This window comes from Mesorhizobium sp. M4B.F.Ca.ET.089.01.1.1 (assembly GCF_004022605.1).
Lineage (GTDB): Bacteria > Pseudomonadota > Alphaproteobacteria > Rhizobiales > Rhizobiaceae > Mesorhizobium > Mesorhizobium abyssinicae.
In genome coordinates this window covers 1-16521 of the sequence record NZ_RZOS01000092.1, presented here as the reverse complement: position 1 = coordinate 16521, position 16521 = coordinate 1, and the positions used below count along the sequence as shown (strand labels likewise).

Annotated in this window: 15 protein-coding genes; 9 read left to right on the top strand and 6 right to left on the bottom strand. The window is 65.1% G+C overall.

The window, feature by feature from the left end; genetic code table 11:
* Positions 1-533 precede the first annotated feature (533 nt).
* Together EN780_RS11910 and EN780_RS11905 are read left to right on the top strand one after the other, a co-directional pair.
* Entirely contained in the window at positions 534-1271 is a 738-nt protein-coding gene (locus tag EN780_RS11910) for a class I SAM-dependent methyltransferase (RefSeq protein ID WP_187331173.1), read from the top strand.
* A 100-nt stretch (positions 1272-1371) separates the two neighbouring features.
* The gene (locus EN780_RS11905; RefSeq protein WP_128273904.1) at positions 1372-2910 is read left to right on the top strand and encodes a winged helix-turn-helix domain-containing protein; all 1539 of its coding nucleotides are present in this window, start codon (positions 1372-1374) and stop codon (positions 2908-2910) included.
* Positions 2911-2945: 35 nt separating this feature from the next.
* Here EN780_RS11905 and EN780_RS11900 read toward each other — a convergent pair whose 3' ends face one another.
* A complete protein-coding gene (locus tag EN780_RS11900; RefSeq protein ID WP_127310322.1) occupies positions 2946-3254 on the bottom strand; it encodes a hypothetical protein in 309 nt (102 codons plus the stop codon).
* 253 nt (positions 3255-3507) lie between these two features.
* Positions 3508-3996, bottom strand: a complete 489-nt coding sequence (locus EN780_RS11895) for a hypothetical protein (RefSeq protein ID WP_245499935.1) — start codon at positions 3994-3996, stop codon at positions 3508-3510.
* Positions 3997-4162: 166 nt separating this feature from the next.
* Here EN780_RS11895 and EN780_RS11890 point away from each other — a divergent pair, with 166 nt between their 5' ends.
* Entirely contained in the window at positions 4163-5533 is a 1371-nt protein-coding gene (locus EN780_RS11890; protein ID WP_128273902.1) for a nodulation protein NfeD, read from the top strand.
* Positions 5530-6288: a slipin family protein gene (locus EN780_RS11885; protein ID WP_127284425.1), complete on the top strand. Its 759-nt coding sequence runs from the start codon at positions 5530-5532 to the stop codon at positions 6286-6288. Before EN780_RS11890 ends, EN780_RS11885 begins: the two co-directional genes overlap by 4 nt.
* A gap of 56 nt (positions 6289-6344) precedes the next feature.
* Here EN780_RS11885 and EN780_RS11880 read toward each other — a convergent pair whose 3' ends face one another.
* A complete protein-coding gene (locus tag EN780_RS11880; protein ID WP_128273900.1) occupies positions 6345-7355 on the bottom strand; it encodes an AraC family transcriptional regulator in 1011 nt (336 codons plus the stop codon).
* 285 nt (positions 7356-7640) lie between these two features.
* Between EN780_RS11880 and EN780_RS11875 the strand changes: the two genes are divergently transcribed.
* The 5 genes from EN780_RS11875 (at position 7641) to EN780_RS11855 (ending at position 12465) form a co-directional block, all read left to right on the top strand.
* The gene (locus EN780_RS11875) at positions 7641-8789 is read left to right on the top strand and encodes a helix-turn-helix transcriptional regulator (protein ID WP_128273898.1); all 1149 of its coding nucleotides are present in this window, start codon (positions 7641-7643) and stop codon (positions 8787-8789) included.
* A 191-nt stretch (positions 8790-8980) separates the two neighbouring features.
* Positions 8981-9676, top strand: a complete 696-nt coding sequence (locus EN780_RS11870) for an outer membrane protein (protein ID WP_127287074.1) — start codon at positions 8981-8983, stop codon at positions 9674-9676.
* Between the two features lie 74 nt (positions 9677-9750).
* Entirely contained in the window at positions 9751-10428 is a 678-nt protein-coding gene (locus EN780_RS11865) for an outer membrane protein (protein ID WP_127287073.1), read from the top strand.
* A gap of 217 nt (positions 10429-10645) precedes the next feature.
* Positions 10646-11023, top strand: coding sequence for an SgcJ/EcaC family oxidoreductase (locus tag EN780_RS11860; protein ID WP_127287072.1), 378 nt, complete (start codon positions 10646-10648; stop codon positions 11021-11023).
* A 317-nt stretch (positions 11024-11340) separates the two neighbouring features.
* Positions 11341-12465, top strand: a complete 1125-nt coding sequence (locus EN780_RS11855) for a hypothetical protein (RefSeq protein ID WP_245499934.1) — start codon at positions 11341-11343, stop codon at positions 12463-12465.
* Between the two features lie 181 nt (positions 12466-12646).
* Here EN780_RS11855 and EN780_RS11850 read toward each other — a convergent pair whose 3' ends face one another.
* From EN780_RS11850 to EN780_RS11840, 3 genes are read right to left on the bottom strand one after another with little or no spacing between them, the layout of a single operon-like run.
* Positions 12647-14941 (bottom strand): xanthine dehydrogenase family protein molybdopterin-binding subunit, encoded by a 2295-nt coding sequence (locus EN780_RS11850; RefSeq protein ID WP_128273894.1) that lies wholly within the window; start codon positions 14939-14941, stop codon positions 12647-12649.
* Complete coding sequence (locus tag EN780_RS11845; protein WP_128273892.1) at positions 14938-15921, bottom strand: xanthine dehydrogenase family protein subunit M; 984 nt, start codon at positions 15919-15921, stop codon at positions 14938-14940. The genes EN780_RS11850 and EN780_RS11845 overlap by 4 nt, the downstream gene beginning before the upstream one ends.
* Positions 15918-16418 (bottom strand): (2Fe-2S)-binding protein, encoded by a 501-nt coding sequence (locus tag EN780_RS11840; RefSeq protein WP_189556499.1) that lies wholly within the window; start codon positions 16416-16418, stop codon positions 15918-15920. The genes EN780_RS11845 and EN780_RS11840 overlap by 4 nt, the downstream gene beginning before the upstream one ends.
* Between the last annotated feature and the right edge of the window lie 103 nt (positions 16419-16521).

The window sequence follows — 16521 nt, the reverse complement described above, 5'->3', positions numbered from 1 at the left end:
ATCCAGCGGCGGCGTCGCCTGTCAACGCCGCCAGCCGGGCGCCCGAACGCCGGTTTTTGACCCTGGCGGACCGTTGCCGCAGACCCGCGCGATCGCGTCCTTGCTGTCCTTGAAGGCCAGCAAAAGCCGGTTTTTCGGGCTTTTCGACCGCCCCTGTTGCCGATGCGGCAGCCCCCGCCTATGCGCTTGAATCGGCTTGCCTTTCGCCGGCTGGACTTTTTCCGCCCAGCATTATCAACCTGACTTTTTTTGGGTGTATTTGGGCGGGCGGCGATTCTGCCGGTTCGCCTGTGTGAATTGCGTCATGGCGCGCCAGGGCAAGACGATGCACAGCAACGCAACCGAAGCCCGGGGGCGCGATGGCCGGGCGGCTTGCATCGCTTGCCGCCTCGCCTTGGGTATTGCGTATCGCCGCCGTCGCGCTTCGGCCGCCATGCAGCTTCCGTCCCGCCAATCTCAGCCGAATTTCAGCCTGCCATCACGACGGCCGGGCGGGTGCCGTGCAGACTGGGTCGAAGAGGAAAGGGTGCAACATGGCGCAGGCGCAAGGCACGGCACATTGGGACGAGAACCATTCTCGCGGCTTTCTGGACAACGGGCGTTATTTCGTGCCGGAACGCGAACGCCAGATCGGGATCATCGCGGACCTCATTCCGCAACCCGCACCGGGCAACCTGCTGGTCGAGCTGTGCCCAGGCGAGGGGCTGCTCAGCCGCGCGCTGCTGGAGCGCTTTCCCGACTGCCATGTTCTGGCGCTCGACGGCTCGGCGCAAATGCTGGAGCAGACGCGGGCCACCTGCCGCGACCAAGCTGGGCGCCTGACCACCGCCGCGTTCGAGCTGGCGCAGCGCGACTGGCGGCGCTTTGCCGAACCGCCGCATGCGGTCGTCTCCTCGCTCGCAATCCATCATCTCGACGGCCGGCAGAAGCAGGAGCTGTTTGCCGATCTGGCGGCGGCGCTCAAGCCCGGCGGCGTGCTGGTGGTGGCCGACATCGTGCGCCCGCCAACCGCAAGCGGGCTCGACATCGCCGCACGGCAATGGGACGAGGCGGTGCGCACGCGGGCGCTGGCGATCGACGGCGATCTCGCCGCCTTCGCCGAATTCAATCGCCTGGGCTGGAACTATTTCCGTAACCCGGACGGCGAGCCGATCGACAAACCGTCCTCGCTGGCCGAGCAGCTTTCCTGGCTTGCGCAAGCGGGCTTCACCGAAGTCGACTGCGCTTGGCTCTTCGCCGGCCACGCCATCTTCAGTGGGCGAAAGCCTTGATGTCGGGGGACAGGCATGATGTCTTCGAGCATGCGAGGGCTTTGATCGATCGCTAGCCGTCGCGCGGATCGAATTGGTTGACGTCTCCTCGAGGGGCGACATGACGACGTTCGAATTCTCCGGCCACAGGCTCGATCTGCACAGGGGCAGGCTGCAGAGGGGCGGGCTCGACGTCGACCTGCGCGCCAAGTCGCTTTCGCTGCTTACCTACCTGCTGGAAAATGCCGGCCGCGTCATCGGCAAGGACGAGCTGGTCAATGCGGTCTGGCCGAACGTCGCCGTTTCCGACGATTCGCTCACCCAATGCATGAAGGACATCCGCAAGGCGCTCGGCGCCGAGGCCGATGGCTTGATCCGCACCGTGCTGCGGCGCGGCTATGTGATCGACGAAGAGCGCGTGCGCCGCCTCGAGGATCGGGTCGCCACCGCGACCGGGGAGGGGACCGCCGACGACAGGCCGTCGATCGCGGTGCTGCCCTTCGAGAACCTCAGCGGCGACCCGGCGCAAGACTATTTTGCCGACGGCATGGTCGACGAGATCACCACGGCGCTGTCGCGCATGCGCTGGCTGTTCGTCATCGCCCGCAATTCGAGCTTCGCCTACAAGGGCGAGGCCGACGGTGTGAAACGGGCCGGAGCCGAACTCGGCGTGCGCTACGTCCTGACTGGCAGCGTCCGCAAGGCCGGCGATCATATCCGCCTCACCGGACAACTCATCGACTCCGGTTCCGGCAAGACGATCTGGGCCGACCGCTACGACGGCACCATGGCCGATGTGTTCGACCTGCAGGACCGGCTTGCGGAGAGTGTCGTCGGCGCCATCCAGCCCTCCATCCTGTCGGCCGAGATCGAGCGTTCGCGGCGCAAGCGGCCGGAAAGCCTCGCCGCCTACGACTACGTGTTGCGCGCCTTTCCGCTCACCTGGTCGCTCGAGCGCGCGCAGAACCAGGGGGCCGGCACGCTGCTTGAACGTGCGATCGCGATCGAGCCGGACTATCCGCTGGCGCTTTCGCTGCTTGCCTGGTGCCATCTGCAGCGCGCCGGCTACCGCTGGACCGAAACGCCCGCCGCTTCTCGGGAAGAGGGCCTGCGCCTGGCGCAGAAGGGGGCGGCGCTCTCCGGCGACGATCCGATGGTCCTTGCCGTGCTCGGCGCGGCGCATTCCTTTGCCCGCGACTACGATGTCGCCGACATGCATCTGGCGCGGGCGCGTGCGCTCGATCCGAATTCCGCCTGGGCCTGGCTGCGCAGCGCCTGGCTGGACGTCTATCGCGAACGGCCCGAGGCGGCGATCGAGAAGTTCGAGCATTTCGAACGGCTGAGCCCGCGCGACCCGATGGGTTACATGGCCGAGATCGGCATCGGCGCCGCGCATTTCGTCGCCGCGCGCTATGACGAGGCGGTGGCGCTGACGCAGCGCGGCCTTAGCCAGCAGCCGGGCACCTGGTGGGGACTGCGCCTGCTGGTCACGGCGCTGGTTCATGCCGGTCGCAAGGACGAGGCACGGCACGCTTGCCGCAGGCTCATGGAGACCTACCCGGGCCTCACCATTGCCAGGGTTGGCGACGCCTCGCCCTTCGACGCGGGCACGACTGAACGCATCGCCGCCGGCCTGCGCGAGGCCGGCCTGCCGGAGTGATTGGATCGCCGGCGCCCGGCCCTGGAGCATCGCGCTCAGAATTCGCGGCGTTGGCGGCGGTCCTCCACGACCTTCGCAAGCACCTCGGTCGGGTCGCGGTCGACAGGCAGCGTCAGCGCGTTCTCGACGTCGAAGACGGTGAGGCCGATATCGCGGCGTTCGCATTCGCTCATGGCGGCGAGCACTGCAAGCTCGCCGCGCGTCTTCCAGAAACGCGGCAGCCACAACAGCGCCGATGTCGCGGCGCAAGCGAGTCGGTAGAGCCGGGAAGGGGAGGCCTGGCGCCGGTTCTGACGCCGGTTGTCGGCGGTGGCGCCGATGAAGAAGGAAACGATCGTGGTCATGGCCTTGATCTCCGTCTCGAACTGTCACTGTGACAGCAAGGCCGAGGATAGTTGGCGCCAGACTGGAGATCGTGATGCCCCGGCGAAACTTCAGGGAAATTGCGACGAAAACCGCAAGTCGGTTCGGGGTGCGGCGAGCGTCGATCGGTAGCGTCCGCGCTCCTTGGCGCAATCCCCCCTCACGGGCCTCGAGGGGGAGATGGCAGCTTCGCTGCCGCGCGGCCTGAGGCTTGTTCTCGGCCTCTCGCCACCTTCAGTCCGCGTCCCCGGACGAAGCCTTGCCGCATTCGGCCAGCACCTTGCCGATCGCCGCGCTCGATCCGGCGAGCGAAAAACTGTTCTCGCCATATTTGTCGGACGTGACAATGACCTCGCCCTTGCCGCGCAGCAATGCGAGCAGCGGGTCGGCGCTGCCGAATTGCGCGGTGAAGTAATTGTACATCGCCTCGAGCACGAGCGTCTTCGTCACCGTCTTGCCGCCGGCCTTGAACGCGAACGAGGCCTTTATGCCGGGCTCGAGCTGCGGACCGGCCTCGCCGAGATCGTAGCTCAGCGTCGGCTTGCCGAAACAGGTCAGCATCAGATGCGCGCCGCCATTCGGCCCGCCGCACACCGAGGCCGTCAGCACGCTGCCGCCTTCGTCCTCCTCCATCTTCGCGCTCCAGCCGCAGGATGCGGCATTGGCCGGCTGCGTGGCTTGCAGTGCGCCCAAGACGATGAATGCCGCCAATACGCTTCGCATGATTTCCCCCCATCGAGACACTCGTAGCGGCAGGATCATACAGGGCAATTGATGGAGTGGCAGCACCGAGATTGGCTAAGGGCAGTGACAGCCGATCTCCCCCGCCACATGCCCTCATTGGACTTCACCAAGATACAACCCATATCTTCACCATGGAGCTTTGAGCGTGATCTTCGCGCGGGTGGCCCTTCTTGCCGCTGCTCTTTTGGCCGCGGCTGTCGTTTCTCCCTTCTCCTCGACCGGGAGCGGGAAGGTGGCGCTGAGCGTCGCCATAGACGGCGCCATCGGGCCGGCCAGCACCAGGCAGCTCGAGGAGGCGCTCGACACCGCCGCCAAGCGCGACGCAGCGGTCCTCATCCTGCAACTGAACACGCCGGGCGGGCTGGTCACCTCGATGCGCGAGATGATCGCCGACATCCTGGCCTCGCCGGTGCCGGTCATCGGCTATGTCGCGCCGGCCGGCGGCCACGCGGCCAGCGCCGGCACCTACATCCTCTACGCCACCCATGTCGCGGCGATGGCGCCCGGCACCAATCTCGGCGCAGCGACGCCGGTCGAGCTCGGCGGGCTGCCGTCGCTTCCGGGCGGCGAGAAGGACAAGGACCAGAAGGACGCCACCGGGCGGCCGGCCGGCGACGCGATGATGGCCAAGGTGACCAATGACGCGGTTGCGCTGATCCGCTCGCTCGCCGAAATGCGCGGCCGCAATGGCGACTGGGGCGAGAAGGCGGTGCGCGAGGCGGCGAGCCTTTCGGCCAGCGCTGCGCTGCAGGAACATGTCATCGACTTCGTCGCCCGCGACACCACCGAGCTCTTGCAACTGGCCGACGGGCGCACCGTCGACGTCGCCGGTAAAAAGCAGGTGCTGGCGACCGACGGCCTACCGGTCGAGACGTTGGAGCCGGGCTGGTTCATCCGGCTACTCGCCGTCATCACCGATCCGAACGTCGCCGTGATCCTGATGCTGGTCGGCGTCTATGGCATCATCTTCGAATTCACCAGCCCGGGTGCGGTAGCCCCCGGCGTCATCGGCACCATCTGCCTGGTGCTCGGCCTCTATGCGCTCAATCTGTTGCCGATCAACTATGCGGGCCTGGCGCTGATGCTGCTCGGCATCGCGTTCCTTGCCGTCGAGGCGTTCAATCCCACCGTGGTGCTCGGGCTGGGGGGCGTCGCCGCATTCCTGCTGGGCTCCGCCGTGCTGCTCAAGGTCGAGGGTCCGGGCTTTGCCATGTCGTGGGCCGTCATCGGCCCCGCTGCCGCGCTGACGCTGGGGTTGGCACTGCTCGCCGGAACCTATGTCTGGGCGGCGCGCAAAAGCCCGCCGCGCGTCGGCGGCGAGGCCATGCGCGGCCTGCCCGTCGAGATCCTCGACTGGCAGGACGGCGAGGGCCATGTGCTGGCCTTAGGGGAGCGCTGGCGGGCGAGGGCCGACGAGCCCGTCGCGCCCGGCGACAGCGTCGAGGTGACTGACGTCGGCGACCTCGTGCTGACGCTGCGCCGCCGCGACGCGAACAACAACGGAGCAATAAGATGATGGTCGGTTACGTGGCCTATCTGGTCGTTGCGGTGGCCGTGATCATGTTCCTTGCGGCCGCCATCCGCATCCTGAGGGAATATGAGCGCGGCGTGGTCTTTACGCTCGGCCGCTTCACGGCGGTCAAGGGTCCCGGCCTCATCATCCTCGTCCCCTTCATCCAGCAAATGGTGCGGGTAGACCTGCGCGTTGTGGTGCAGGACGTGCCGCCGCAGGACGTGATCTCGCGCGACAATGTCTCGGTGAAGGTCAACGCCGTGCTCTATTTCCGCATCGTCGACGCCGAGCGGGCGATCATCCAGGTCGAGGATTTCATGGCCGCCACCAACCAGCTGGCGCAGACCACGCTGCGCTCGGTGCTCGGCAAGCACGAACTCGACGAGATGCTGGCCGAGCGCGACAAGCTTAACAACGACATCCAGGAGATCCTCGACCAGCGTACCGATGCCTGGGGCATCAAGGTTTCCAATGTCGAGATCAAGCATGTCGATTTGAACGAGAGCATGGTCCGCGCCATCGCCAAGCAAGCCGAAGCCGAACGCCTGCGCCGCGCCAAGGTGATCAACGCCGACGGCGAGCAGCAGGCGGCGGCGAAACTGGTCGAAGCCGGCCGCATGCTGGCGGCCGAGCCGCAAGCCATGCAGCTGCGCTATTTCGAGGCCCTGCACGACATCGCCGGCGAGCGCTCGTCGACGGTGGTCTTCCCGCTGCCGGTCGATCTGCTCGGGCAGTTTTTGAAGGGGCAGGGGAAGTGAGGGGGGCCTCGCGCCGACCTCTAAATCACCTTCTTCCCCGGCGCCGATGTCCGGATCTATCTCGCGCTCGATGGCGTGTAGCCGAAGCGGCGGCGGAAACAGCGATTGAAGTAGGACACATCGCTGAAGCCATTTATCAGCGCGATTTCGCTGACGCGCATGGCGTCGTTGTGCCGTTGCGAGAGCATCTTGTGCGCTCTCTGCAGGCGTAGTTCGAGAACACGCTCGGAGAAGCTGATGCCTGTTTCCTGGAGCAGATCCTGGACATAGCGCGCCGACAGGCCGAGCTCTTTTGCGACACCTTGCGCGGAGATTTCCGGATCGGTGAAGCCACCGCGAATTTTAGTCAGAATCGCTTGCGTCCGTACCGCACGTAGACCTCGCGCGTCCGCATTGTCGTGCGCCGTCACCGGTGCGGCGATGGAAGCGGTGGCGGCGATCAGATCGGCAATATGATCGGCCACGAACTGCATGGTCAGTTGAGACTCGGCTTCTTTCTCATCGGCCAGAACGCCGACATAGGCACGAACAAGGGCGTTGATCATCATGGAGCTCGACACGACGGTCATCAGGCGATCCTCAAACCCTGCATATCGCTGACGCACGCGTTCGCGATCGGTCTGCACGGCGGTCAGGCCGCATTGCCCGTCGCTCACTCGGATGATTGAGGGAGCGCTCTGCTCGACAAGAACGGACGCGCCTGGACTCAGATCGACGCTCCTTCCCGCCTGGTCGACGCTGAGCGGGGAGTGTCCGGCATTGAGAAGCAACACGACATTGTTGGTGCTCTGAGCAGCAATGTCTTCAGTGGTTCTCGATATCGATTTGACAGTGCCGTGGATCGTGCCCACCGAAACGTCGCTAGCGCGAACAATCCTGAGCTCGCCTTCGAACGATCTGCCGATGGCCGGATCGGCACGCAGACGGGCGTAACCGGATGTCAGCGATGAGATCCATTGCTCCTTCTGGATTTGTTCGCCGCCGATCAGGTCGCTGGAATTGTAGGTAATCCTGTGCAATCCCTCATAGGCGCCAAGATGCTCCGGCAAATCAGCCGATGAAAACACCGTCTTTCGTGGCAAAGGAAGCGCCCCCGCTAAACCCGCAGTCTCAAAAAATCGAACGCGACGCTTTCCATTCCAGGAATAACCAGCAACATTGATGGCTTGGCGTTCAGCCGATTGAACCCCTTAATCGAGCCCAATCACGCTTGGCGTCACCCGAAAGTATGACGCCAGCAAAATCCTCCAGGCGGATCGGCGTCCTTGCGCCGAGCCGCCGTCAAAATGTTGCTGGTTTCATTCTTTGCCCGCCATCCATCATGGCGGGCATGCTGGGGTGCAGGAGAAACGGTGGAAAGGCTGAGCAGCGAAATTCTGGGTTCGATTGTCGGCGATATCTACGATTGCGTGCTCAATCCGGACGGCTGGACCGGGGTCATGATCCGGATCACCGAAACCATGGATGCGGCGTACAGCACCATCGCGCTTGCCAGCACTGCCGACAATCACGGTCGCTTCGCCGCTCGGTCGCCCTGGGATGCCGAGCGGATGCGCGTGCTGCAGGAGGATTATGACTTTGACGCAATTCCCGGGCTGAAGGCGGCGGTCGTCGGCGATATCGACACGCCCGTCGCGACGCTATCGCATATCAGCGAAGCCGAACTCCAGCAGACGCCGTTTTATCAGAATTGGGCCAAGCCGCAGGGATTGCGCGAAGGCTGCATCATCAAATTCGTTCACACACCGGACCGGATCGGCCTCATGGGTTGCACCACGCGGGCCGGCAGGGGGATCATATCCGTCGAGGAGCAGCGTTTCATGGCCTTGCTGTCGCCGCATCTGCGCCGTGCGTCCCTGATTGGCGACCTGCTCGATCAGGCCCGCGTGACTGCCAGTCTCTATCGTCAGGCGCTCGACCATCTGGCCGTGCCTGTCGTGCTTACTGGCGCCAGTGGGGCAATCCTGCATGCCAATGAGGCTGCCCAGCAGATGCTTTCGGTGGAAGGTCCCATTCGTTCGAGGAATGGCCTCCTGCAGGCGCAGAATCCGGCGGTGGCTCTTGCCCTGCAGGAAGCGATCGCCAGTGCCGCGCGCGCGGATGCCTCGCTTGGTTCGCGCGGCATCGGCCTGCCCATTTCGGCGCCGGGCCAGCCGCCCGCCGTTGCTTATGTGTTGCCGTTGACCGAAGGCACCGCGCGCGCGGCTTTCCGGCCCGCCTGTGCCGCCGTCTTCGTGTCGACGACGACGTCCGCCTCGCCATTGCCGGAAGCCGTTCTCACCACGCTGTTCGACCTGACGCCAGCGGAGGCGCGGGTCCTGCTCAGGATCGGCAGCGGTTTGTCCGCCCCCAGGAGCGCGGTTGCGCTCGGCATCGGCGAGAATACCCTGAAGACCCACCTCAACCGGATCTTTGCCAAGACCGGCACGCGGCGCCAGGCCGATCTCGTCAAACTCATTTCGGACATGGGCGCCCCTCTCGCAGGTCCCGAATCGACGTAGCCGGCCGGCTGCGGCTGATCTGCCACACTGGTTCGGAAAGTGACGGGGTGCGTTCCAGGACAATTCCAGTGCGGCCCAGCCCAAGACGCGCGCCGCCCGACAATGCAACACCGGGACGTCGACAACAGCTGAATCCCCGCGAAGCATTTCGGCGGCGGGGAACGTAGCATTTCTGGGGCATCAGACTGACAATGAAAACCATTCTTCTCGCGGCAGCCTTCATCCTCGCGCCTGTCGGCATGGCATGCGCGGCGGACATCAATGAAACCTCGCCCGTTGCCGCCGCCTACGACTGGTCCGGCCTCTATGCCGGCGTCGACGTCGGTTATGCAGCCGGAAAATCCAATCTCTTCATTGCCGGCGCTGGCCTTGGGGGCACCGACGTCAACGCGCCCCTCGATCCGACCGGCTTTGTTGGCGGCGTCCATATCGGCGTCAACCAGGAAATGGCGAACCGCTTCGTGCTCGGCGCCGAGGCCGACCTCGCATACAGCAATGTAGATAGGGTGAGCACCTTCGCAGGCGCCGGCGCGCTGCTCAACACCGAACTCAAGTGGTCGGGTTCGGCGCGGCTGCGGGCTGGCTATGCTTTCGATCGGACCTTGCCCTACATCACTGCCGGCGTGGCCGCCGCCAAGTATGAAGTGAGCGTGATCACCAACGGCCCCGGCGGTACAATACCAGTCCACGACGAAACCCATCTTGGCTGGACGGTTGGAGCTGGCGTTGACCACGCCTTCACTGACAAGTGGATCGCCAGCGTCGAATATCGCTACGCCGACTTCGGTAAAAAGGATCTCTCGGTGCCGCTTTTTGGTCCTGGCACGGTTTCGAACGTCGATCTCAAGACGCACAATTTACGGGTCGGCCTCAGCTACAAGTTCTGATCTGCAGAACCGAACGGAGCCCCTCTGCGGCCTTTCCGAAACGGAGGGCGCAACATTATGAGGCAGCAGACACGATGAAACCGATTCTTCTCGCGACAGCCTTCATCCTCGCGCCTGCCGGCTTGGCATCAGCGGCGGACACCAATGAGGGGCAGGCTGCCTACGACTGGTCTGGCTCCTATGCCGGCGTCGACGTCGGTTACGCAGTCGGAAGCTCTGACCACCTGGTCACCAGCGGCGGCGGCGATCTCAACAGTCCTATCGATCCGAACGGCTTCATAGGGGGCATCCATATCGGCCTCAATCGTGAAATGGCCAGCCGCTTCGTACTCGGCGCCGAAGCCGACCTGATGTACACTGCCGTGGATGGACAGACGGCCTTCGGCAGCGGCGGTGGCGCCTTGGTCAAGGGCGAGGTCAAATGGTCAGGCTCTGCGCGGCTGCGGGCTGGTTACGCCTACGACCGGACCTTGCCCTACATCACTGCCGGCGTGGCCGCGGCCAGGTATCAAGTGCTCGTGACCACCGGCGGCTTCGGCGGTGACCAGCCATATCGTGAAGAGACGCATGTTGGCTGGACGGTTGGAGGCGGCGTTGAACACGCCCTCTCCGACAGGTGGATCGCTCGGGTCGAATATCGCTACTCCGACTTCGGCAGCAAGGCTCTCTCGGCGGTGAATGGCTTTACCACCGAAACGCACGTCGATCTCCAGACTCACGATATTCGGGTCGGACTCAGCTACAAGTTCTGATCCGCCGAACACCCCCCCCGCGCCGGGCGTTTCCGCCGCGGGGGAGCGCTCGAACTTGAAGCGCCCGGCATCAGCCTGGGGCGACGAACACAAGCTGGAATATTGCCGCGATCCTTCGCGCCCCCTCCGGCCTCGCGGCCATCTCCCCCCGCAGGCGCTCATTGCCATTGGCAACAGGTGCACCACCTACTCACGGATGCATTAGGGAGACAACCCAATGACCGACGACGAAAGCGCGATCCGGCAGGTGGTCGAGACCTGGATGGCGGCAAGCCGCAAGGGCGATCTGGAGACCGTGCTCTCGCTGATGACCGACGACGTCATCTTCATGGTTCCCGCCAAGGAACCGTTCGGCAAGGCAGCCTTCGCTGCCGCCTTCAAAGGCATGGGCGAGAAGATCGATGGCTCGAGCGAGATCGTCGAACTCAAGCTGCTCGGCGACTGGGCCTATATCCGCAACCGCATCGACATGACGGCGCCGCCACCGGGCGGCGAGCCGGTGCGGCGCTCCGGCTACACGCTCACGCTGCTGCGCAAGGAAGGCGACGGACGCTGGCGGCTAGCGCGGGATGCGAACTTGCTGGCGAGTGCCTGATCTCGCTATGTGAAGCTGTGATTTGCTGAAACGCTGGCGGGACAGCACCCCCCTCTGGCCTGCCGGCCATCTCCCCCTCAAGGGGGGAGATGGCGGTTTCAGCGCCAGCGCGCACCCTCGCAGCGTTCGAAATTGCGAAGGCGGCGGAGCGAATAATCTCCCCCCTTGAGGGGGAGATGCCCGGCAGAGCAGATGGGCGTGCCTCGCGCGACCTCCCAAATCACCTTCTCCGATCGCGCCGCCTGACCGTCGCAAAATAGCCGCTGTTACTGGAAATCCTGCTGGCTGCAAGGGCGTGGCCCGGGGGGAGAGTCATGATGAGATTTTCGATCATGGTGGGTCTTGTTCTCGCCAGCTCCATGGCGCGGGCGGACGACAACCTCCCCTATTCGCCCTCCGCTGATGTCCCCGACTATGTCGCGACCATGACGATCCAGCCATTGGTAGGACCGACTGCAGCCCATACGAGGATAGTCACGCATCATGGCGGCTGGGTCCGTGTCGAAGAAATGCAAGCCACAACCTATGGAAATCCGGCAAAGCAGATATCAGTCACTTTGCGCGGGGATTCGCAGACAGGCTATTCGCCTGTTTCGATAAGTCGTGAGACATCGACATCCTATGAGAGGATTCGCGGGGTAATCGAAACCGGACAGACCCAGACGCACGGTAGCGAGCGATGCGCTGTACGAGAAATCCAGCGGCGTGATCCAGACAGGTCAGAACCCGGCCTGAAATGGCTGAGTTGCGTGACAGCCGATGGTATCGAGATTGCCACCGAGGTGTTTGTGAACGGTTCGCCGTTTCGTCAGTCAACGCTCGTCAAACTCGAACGCCGGCCTGTGTCCGCCGAGGAGGTCGCGCTCCCTGCCAAGCTGCTTGACGTCGCCCAATGGCTGCACTTCGACGACCAGCCGGCCGCAACGGGTGTCAAGCGGCAGCCGGATTTCGCCATGCGCATGCATTGGAAAGGTGCGGTCAGAGTCATGCGGCGGCATGATCCGTGGATCTATGATGAAGCTGCCTATCCGGATGGGCGGAGATACCTAAGCATCCGCAACGCTCGGACAGGGCAGGAACTGTCCTTCAGGGCCGCCAAGGGCGGCGCGTTCGAGGATCTCTTCCTGTGCCAGAAATGTCGGCCAGGAGATATGTTGTCTATTCTCCTTGGCCGCGACGTCATCCCCGAGAGCATCGGTCGCACGGACAGTGTCCTCGGCGAGGCATGCGAGTGGTTCGACATGGCGCCGCGCACGGTTGATGTCGACCATTCGCAATGTCTGACGCCGGACAAGATCCCGTTGGAAATCGGCATTGGTGGGGCGTGGGCGCCGCGTGAGGAGTTTGTCGCCGATGAGATCCAGCGCCGGGACCTCAATCCCGAAGAGATCCTTCCACCCGCCGATGTGCTGACACGATCGAACTGGGACATTCCGGGATAGCGGAACTTACCAAAACGCGGGCGGGACAGCACCCCCCTCTGGCCTGCCGGCCATCTCCTCCTCAAGGGGAGATTATTCGCTCCGCCGCCTTCGCCAATTCGAACGCTGCGAGGGTGCGCGCCGGCGCTGAAACCGCCAATCTCCCCCGGGGGAGATGCCCGGCAGGGCAGAGGGGGGTGCCTCAGATCAATTTCTCCAGCGTGATCGGCAAATCCCTTACCCGCTTCCCCGTCGCATGGAACACCGCGTTGGCGATCGCCGGCGCGACGCCGACGATGCCGAGCTCGCCGACGCCCTTGCCGCCGAGCGCTGACGAATGCGGGTCGGGAATGCCGACCGAGATCGTCTGGATATCCGGAATGTCGGCATTGGTCGGGATCATGTAGTCGGCGAGGTTGCCGTTGACGATGCGGCCGTGGCGGCGGTCGACCAAGCCTTCTTCCAGCAGCGCCTGGCCGATGCCCATGATGATGCCGCCCTTCCACTGGCTCTCCGCCAGCTTCGGGTTGTAGAGCCGGCCTGAATCCAGCGCCGACACCACGCGCGACACCCGCACCGTGCCGAAATCCTCGTCGACGCGGACCTCGACGAAATGCGCGCACCAGGAATGGCGCGAATAGTCGCCCTCGGTGTGTGGGATCGACATGGCGATGGTGGTGTAGTTCTTGTAGCGCTCCTCCGCTGTCGTGGTCGCCGGCATGGTGTCGCCCTTGGCCTCGATCTTCTCGCGACCGACGGCGGACAATAGCTCGGCGATCGACAGCTCCGGCCCTTCGCCGCGCGGCGAGGCGATGCGGCCGTCCCTGACCACCAGCGTGTTCGCCTGCAGCGCATGGAAGGGCGAGCGCGGATCGGCGATCGCCAGCCCGATCAGCTCGTCGAGCGCCTGGCTGGCCGCCTTGTAGACGGCGCCGGTCATGACACCGGCAAGCCTGGAGCCACCTGCAACGCCGGCGCGAGCGAAGTGGGAATCTCCCAGCTTCACCGACACCTGTTCCACCGGCACGCCTAGCGTCTCGGCCGCCGTCTGCGCCAGGATCGTGTAGGTGCCCTGGCCCATGTCGATGGAGGAGCTTTCGACCTCGACCGAACCGTCGGCGAGAATGTTCACCACCGCCTCGCCATGGGCGCGCCGCACCGGATAGGTGCCGGCCGCGACGCCCCAGCCGATCAGGTGATGGCCGTCGCGCATCGAGCGCGGCGCGGGCGAACGCTTCGCCCAGCCGAAGGCTTCCGCGCCGGCCGCGAAGGCCTCGCGCAACTGGCGTGTCGACCATGCCTTCCGGGCGTGCGGGTCTTCCTCGGCGTAATTGCGCAGCCGGATCTCCAGCGGATCGATACCGAGCTCATGGGCGAGCTCGTCGATCGCGCTCTCGATGCCGAAGGCGCTGGGGTTTTCGCCCGGCGCCCGTTTGGCTCCCGGCACCACGGTGTTGACCCGCACGACATTCTGCTTCGAGGAGAAATTGGGCGTGGCGTACATGATCGAGGTGACGGAGCCGAGCGGCTCGACCCACATGCCGTCGACCGCCGTCTCGTTGACGCCGCGATGCACGATCGACTGGATCATGCCATCGCGATCGGCGCCGATCGCCACGGTCTGCCTTGTCGCGGCGCGGCCGCCATAGGAGGTAAAATTCTGCGGCCGGGTCAGCATCAGCTTGACCGGCCGTCCCAGCATCTTTGCCGAGGCCGCCGCTACCGCGCTGTGCGCCAAGGCGAGCGCCTTCGAGCCGAAGCCGCCGCCAATATAGGGCGAGACCAGCCGCACGTTCTCGAACGGGATCGCGAACCATTCGGCATAGGTGCGCGCCATGCCGTCGAGCCACTGGCTGGGCTCCCAGATGGTGAGCGCCTCGCTCTGCCAGCGCGCGATCAGCCCATGCGGTTCCATCGCCGCCTGGAACTCGCGCGGCGTGTTGTAGGCGGCGCAGACGCGCACCGGCGAAGCGGCAAAGGCGGCTTGGGCGTCGCCCCACTCCTTGGTCATCGCCTCGATCGGGATGCCGTCGCCCGCCTTGGGGTCGCTGAGGTCGACGATGGCCGGCGTCTCGTCATAGGTCACCTTGACGAGGGCGGCGGCCGCGACTGCCTGCTCGAAGGTCTCGGCCACCACCGCAGCGACATGCTGGCCGGAATAGGTGACCACGCGGGCGAGCGGGCAATAGGGGACGTCGGGCGGTGGCGTGCCGAACCAGTCCGACGCTGTCCTCAGCGGTATGATGGTGTCCGGCGTCAGCACCAGAAGCACGCCGGGCGCGGTCTCGGCCGCGCGCGTGTCGACCGAGAGGACCGTGCCGGCGGCGACGGTGCTTTCCACCATCACCGCATGCGCCAGCCCTTCGAGCTGCTGCTCGACGGCGTAGTGGGCCGCGCCGGTGATCTTGGCCGGGCCGTCGACGCGCGACAGCCGACCGCCGACCGCTTCGAGGCGCGCGCTGTCGGAGGCGGCGTGTTTCATCTCATGAACGGTCATGCCGTCTCTCCCAATTTGAGGATGGCTCTGGCGACGACGCGCGGCGCGAGCTCGATCTTGTAGTGGTTGGCGCCATGGTCGACGGCGCCCTCCATGGCGAGTTCGCTGGCCTTGCGGACTGTGGCCTCGTCGAACGTCTTGCCTTTGAGCGCGTCTTCGACTGCACGCGCACGCCAGGGCTTCGTGGCGACGCCGCCGAGCGCGACGCGGATGTCGCGGATGGTGCGGCCATCGCCTTCGAGTTCCAGCCCGACGGCGGCACTCGCCGCCGCGAACTCATAGGACTGGCGGTCGCGGACCTTGAGATAGGTCGAGCGCCTGGCTGCGGCAGAGCCGGGAATCTCGATAGCCGTGATCACCTCGCCGGGGCGGATGTCGTGCTCACGTTCGGCAGTGGCGCCCGGCGCCAGGAAGAAGTCCTCGACCTTGAGCCGCCTCTCGCCGAGATGGACCTCGGCGTCGAAGGCAACGAGCGCGATGGCGAGATCGCCCGGATAGGTGGCGATGCAGGCCTCGCTGGTGCCGAGCACGGCATGGCCGCGCGTCACCCCGCCAATCGCCGAGCAGCCGCTGCCCGGTGCGCGCTTGTTGCAGGCGGAATAATTAGCGGGGTCGCGGAAATAGGGGCAGCGCGTACGCTGCATCAGATTGCCGCCGATGGTCGCCATGTTGCGCAGCTGCGCCGAGGCCGCCTGCCAGAGTGCTTCCGACACGGCCGGGAAGCGGCCCTTGATCTCGGCATGGTCGGCGACATGGCTCATTTTCGCCAGCGCGCCGATCACGGCGCGGCCGGCGCTGACATCGATGGCGTCGAGCCCCTTGATATGGCAGATGTCGATGACAGCGGAAGGTTCGGCGACGCCGCATTTGGCGAGGTCGACCAGCGTCGTGCCGCCGGCGAGCAGCATGGCGCCGGGAAGGGCGGCGGCGTTGCGTGCAGCTTCCACGCTGTCGGCGCGAAGGTAGGAAAAGTCTCTCATGAGCGGAGCCCCTCTGCTGCATGGCGAACGGCGGCGACGATGTGCGGATAAGCGCCGCAGCGGCAGAGATTGCCGGCCATGTATTCGCGGATTTCTTCGTCGGAGCCGGCATGGCCTTCGCGGATGCAGGCCACCGCCGACATGATCTGGCCGGGCGTGCAATAGCCGCACTGGAAGGCGTCCTGCTCGAGGAAGGCTGCCTGGACGGCGTTGAGCGTGCCGTCTTCGCCCGCCAGTCCTTCGATGGTGGTGACGGAACGGCCCGCGACTTGCGCGGCGAGCGTCAGGCAGGCCAGCACGCGCTCGCCGTCGATATGCACGGTGCAGGCGCCGCACTGGCCCTGGTCGCAGCCCTTCTTGGTGCCGGTGAGATGGAGACGATCGCGCAGCGCGTCGAGCAGGGTGACGCGCGGCTCGATGTCGAGCGCGTGGTCGCTTCCGTTGATGGTGAGATGGATGGAGAGGGTGGTGGGGCTGATGGTCGATTGGTCATTCATGAGGCGTCGGGCTCCAATTGCTGGACGCTAGGCGGATGGAAATGGGGCTTGGGAGGCGAGGGGCAAGGCGTGGAAGCTGCTAATCTCCCACCTTGTGGGGGAG

Bases quoted from the DNA above. Each gene is read 5' to 3' on its own strand.
- EN780_RS11910 (WP_187331173.1), top strand. From the start codon at position 534: ATGGCGCAGGCGCAAGGCACGGCACATTGGGACGAGAACCATTCTCGC.
- EN780_RS11905 (WP_128273904.1), top strand. From the start codon at position 1,372: ATGACGACGTTCGAATTCTCCGGCCACAGGCTCGATCTGCACAGGGGC.
- EN780_RS11900 (WP_127310322.1), bottom strand. From the start codon at position 3,254: ATGACCACGATCGTTTCCTTCTTCATCGGCGCCACCGCCGACAACCGG.
- EN780_RS11895 (WP_245499935.1), bottom strand. From the start codon at position 3,996: ATGCGAAGCGTATTGGCGGCATTCATCGTCTTGGGCGCACTGCAAGCC.
- EN780_RS11885 (WP_127284425.1), top strand. From the start codon at position 5,530: ATGATGGTCGGTTACGTGGCCTATCTGGTCGTTGCGGTGGCCGTGATC.
- EN780_RS11870 (WP_127287074.1), top strand. From the start codon at position 8,981: ATGAAAACCATTCTTCTCGCGGCAGCCTTCATCCTCGCGCCTGTCGGC.
- EN780_RS11865 (WP_127287073.1), top strand. From the start codon at position 9,751: ATGAAACCGATTCTTCTCGCGACAGCCTTCATCCTCGCGCCTGCCGGC.
- EN780_RS11860 (WP_127287072.1), top strand. From the start codon at position 10,646: ATGACCGACGACGAAAGCGCGATCCGGCAGGTGGTCGAGACCTGGATG.
- EN780_RS11855 (WP_245499934.1), top strand. From the start codon at position 11,341: ATGAGATTTTCGATCATGGTGGGTCTTGTTCTCGCCAGCTCCATGGCG.
- EN780_RS11850 (WP_128273894.1), bottom strand. From the start codon at position 14,941: ATGACCGTTCATGAGATGAAACACGCCGCCTCCGACAGCGCGCGCCTC.
- EN780_RS11845 (WP_128273892.1), bottom strand. From the start codon at position 15,921: ATGAGAGACTTTTCCTACCTTCGCGCCGACAGCGTGGAAGCTGCACGC.
- EN780_RS11840 (WP_189556499.1), bottom strand. From the start codon at position 16,418: ATGAATGACCAATCGACCATCAGCCCCACCACCCTCTCCATCCATCTC.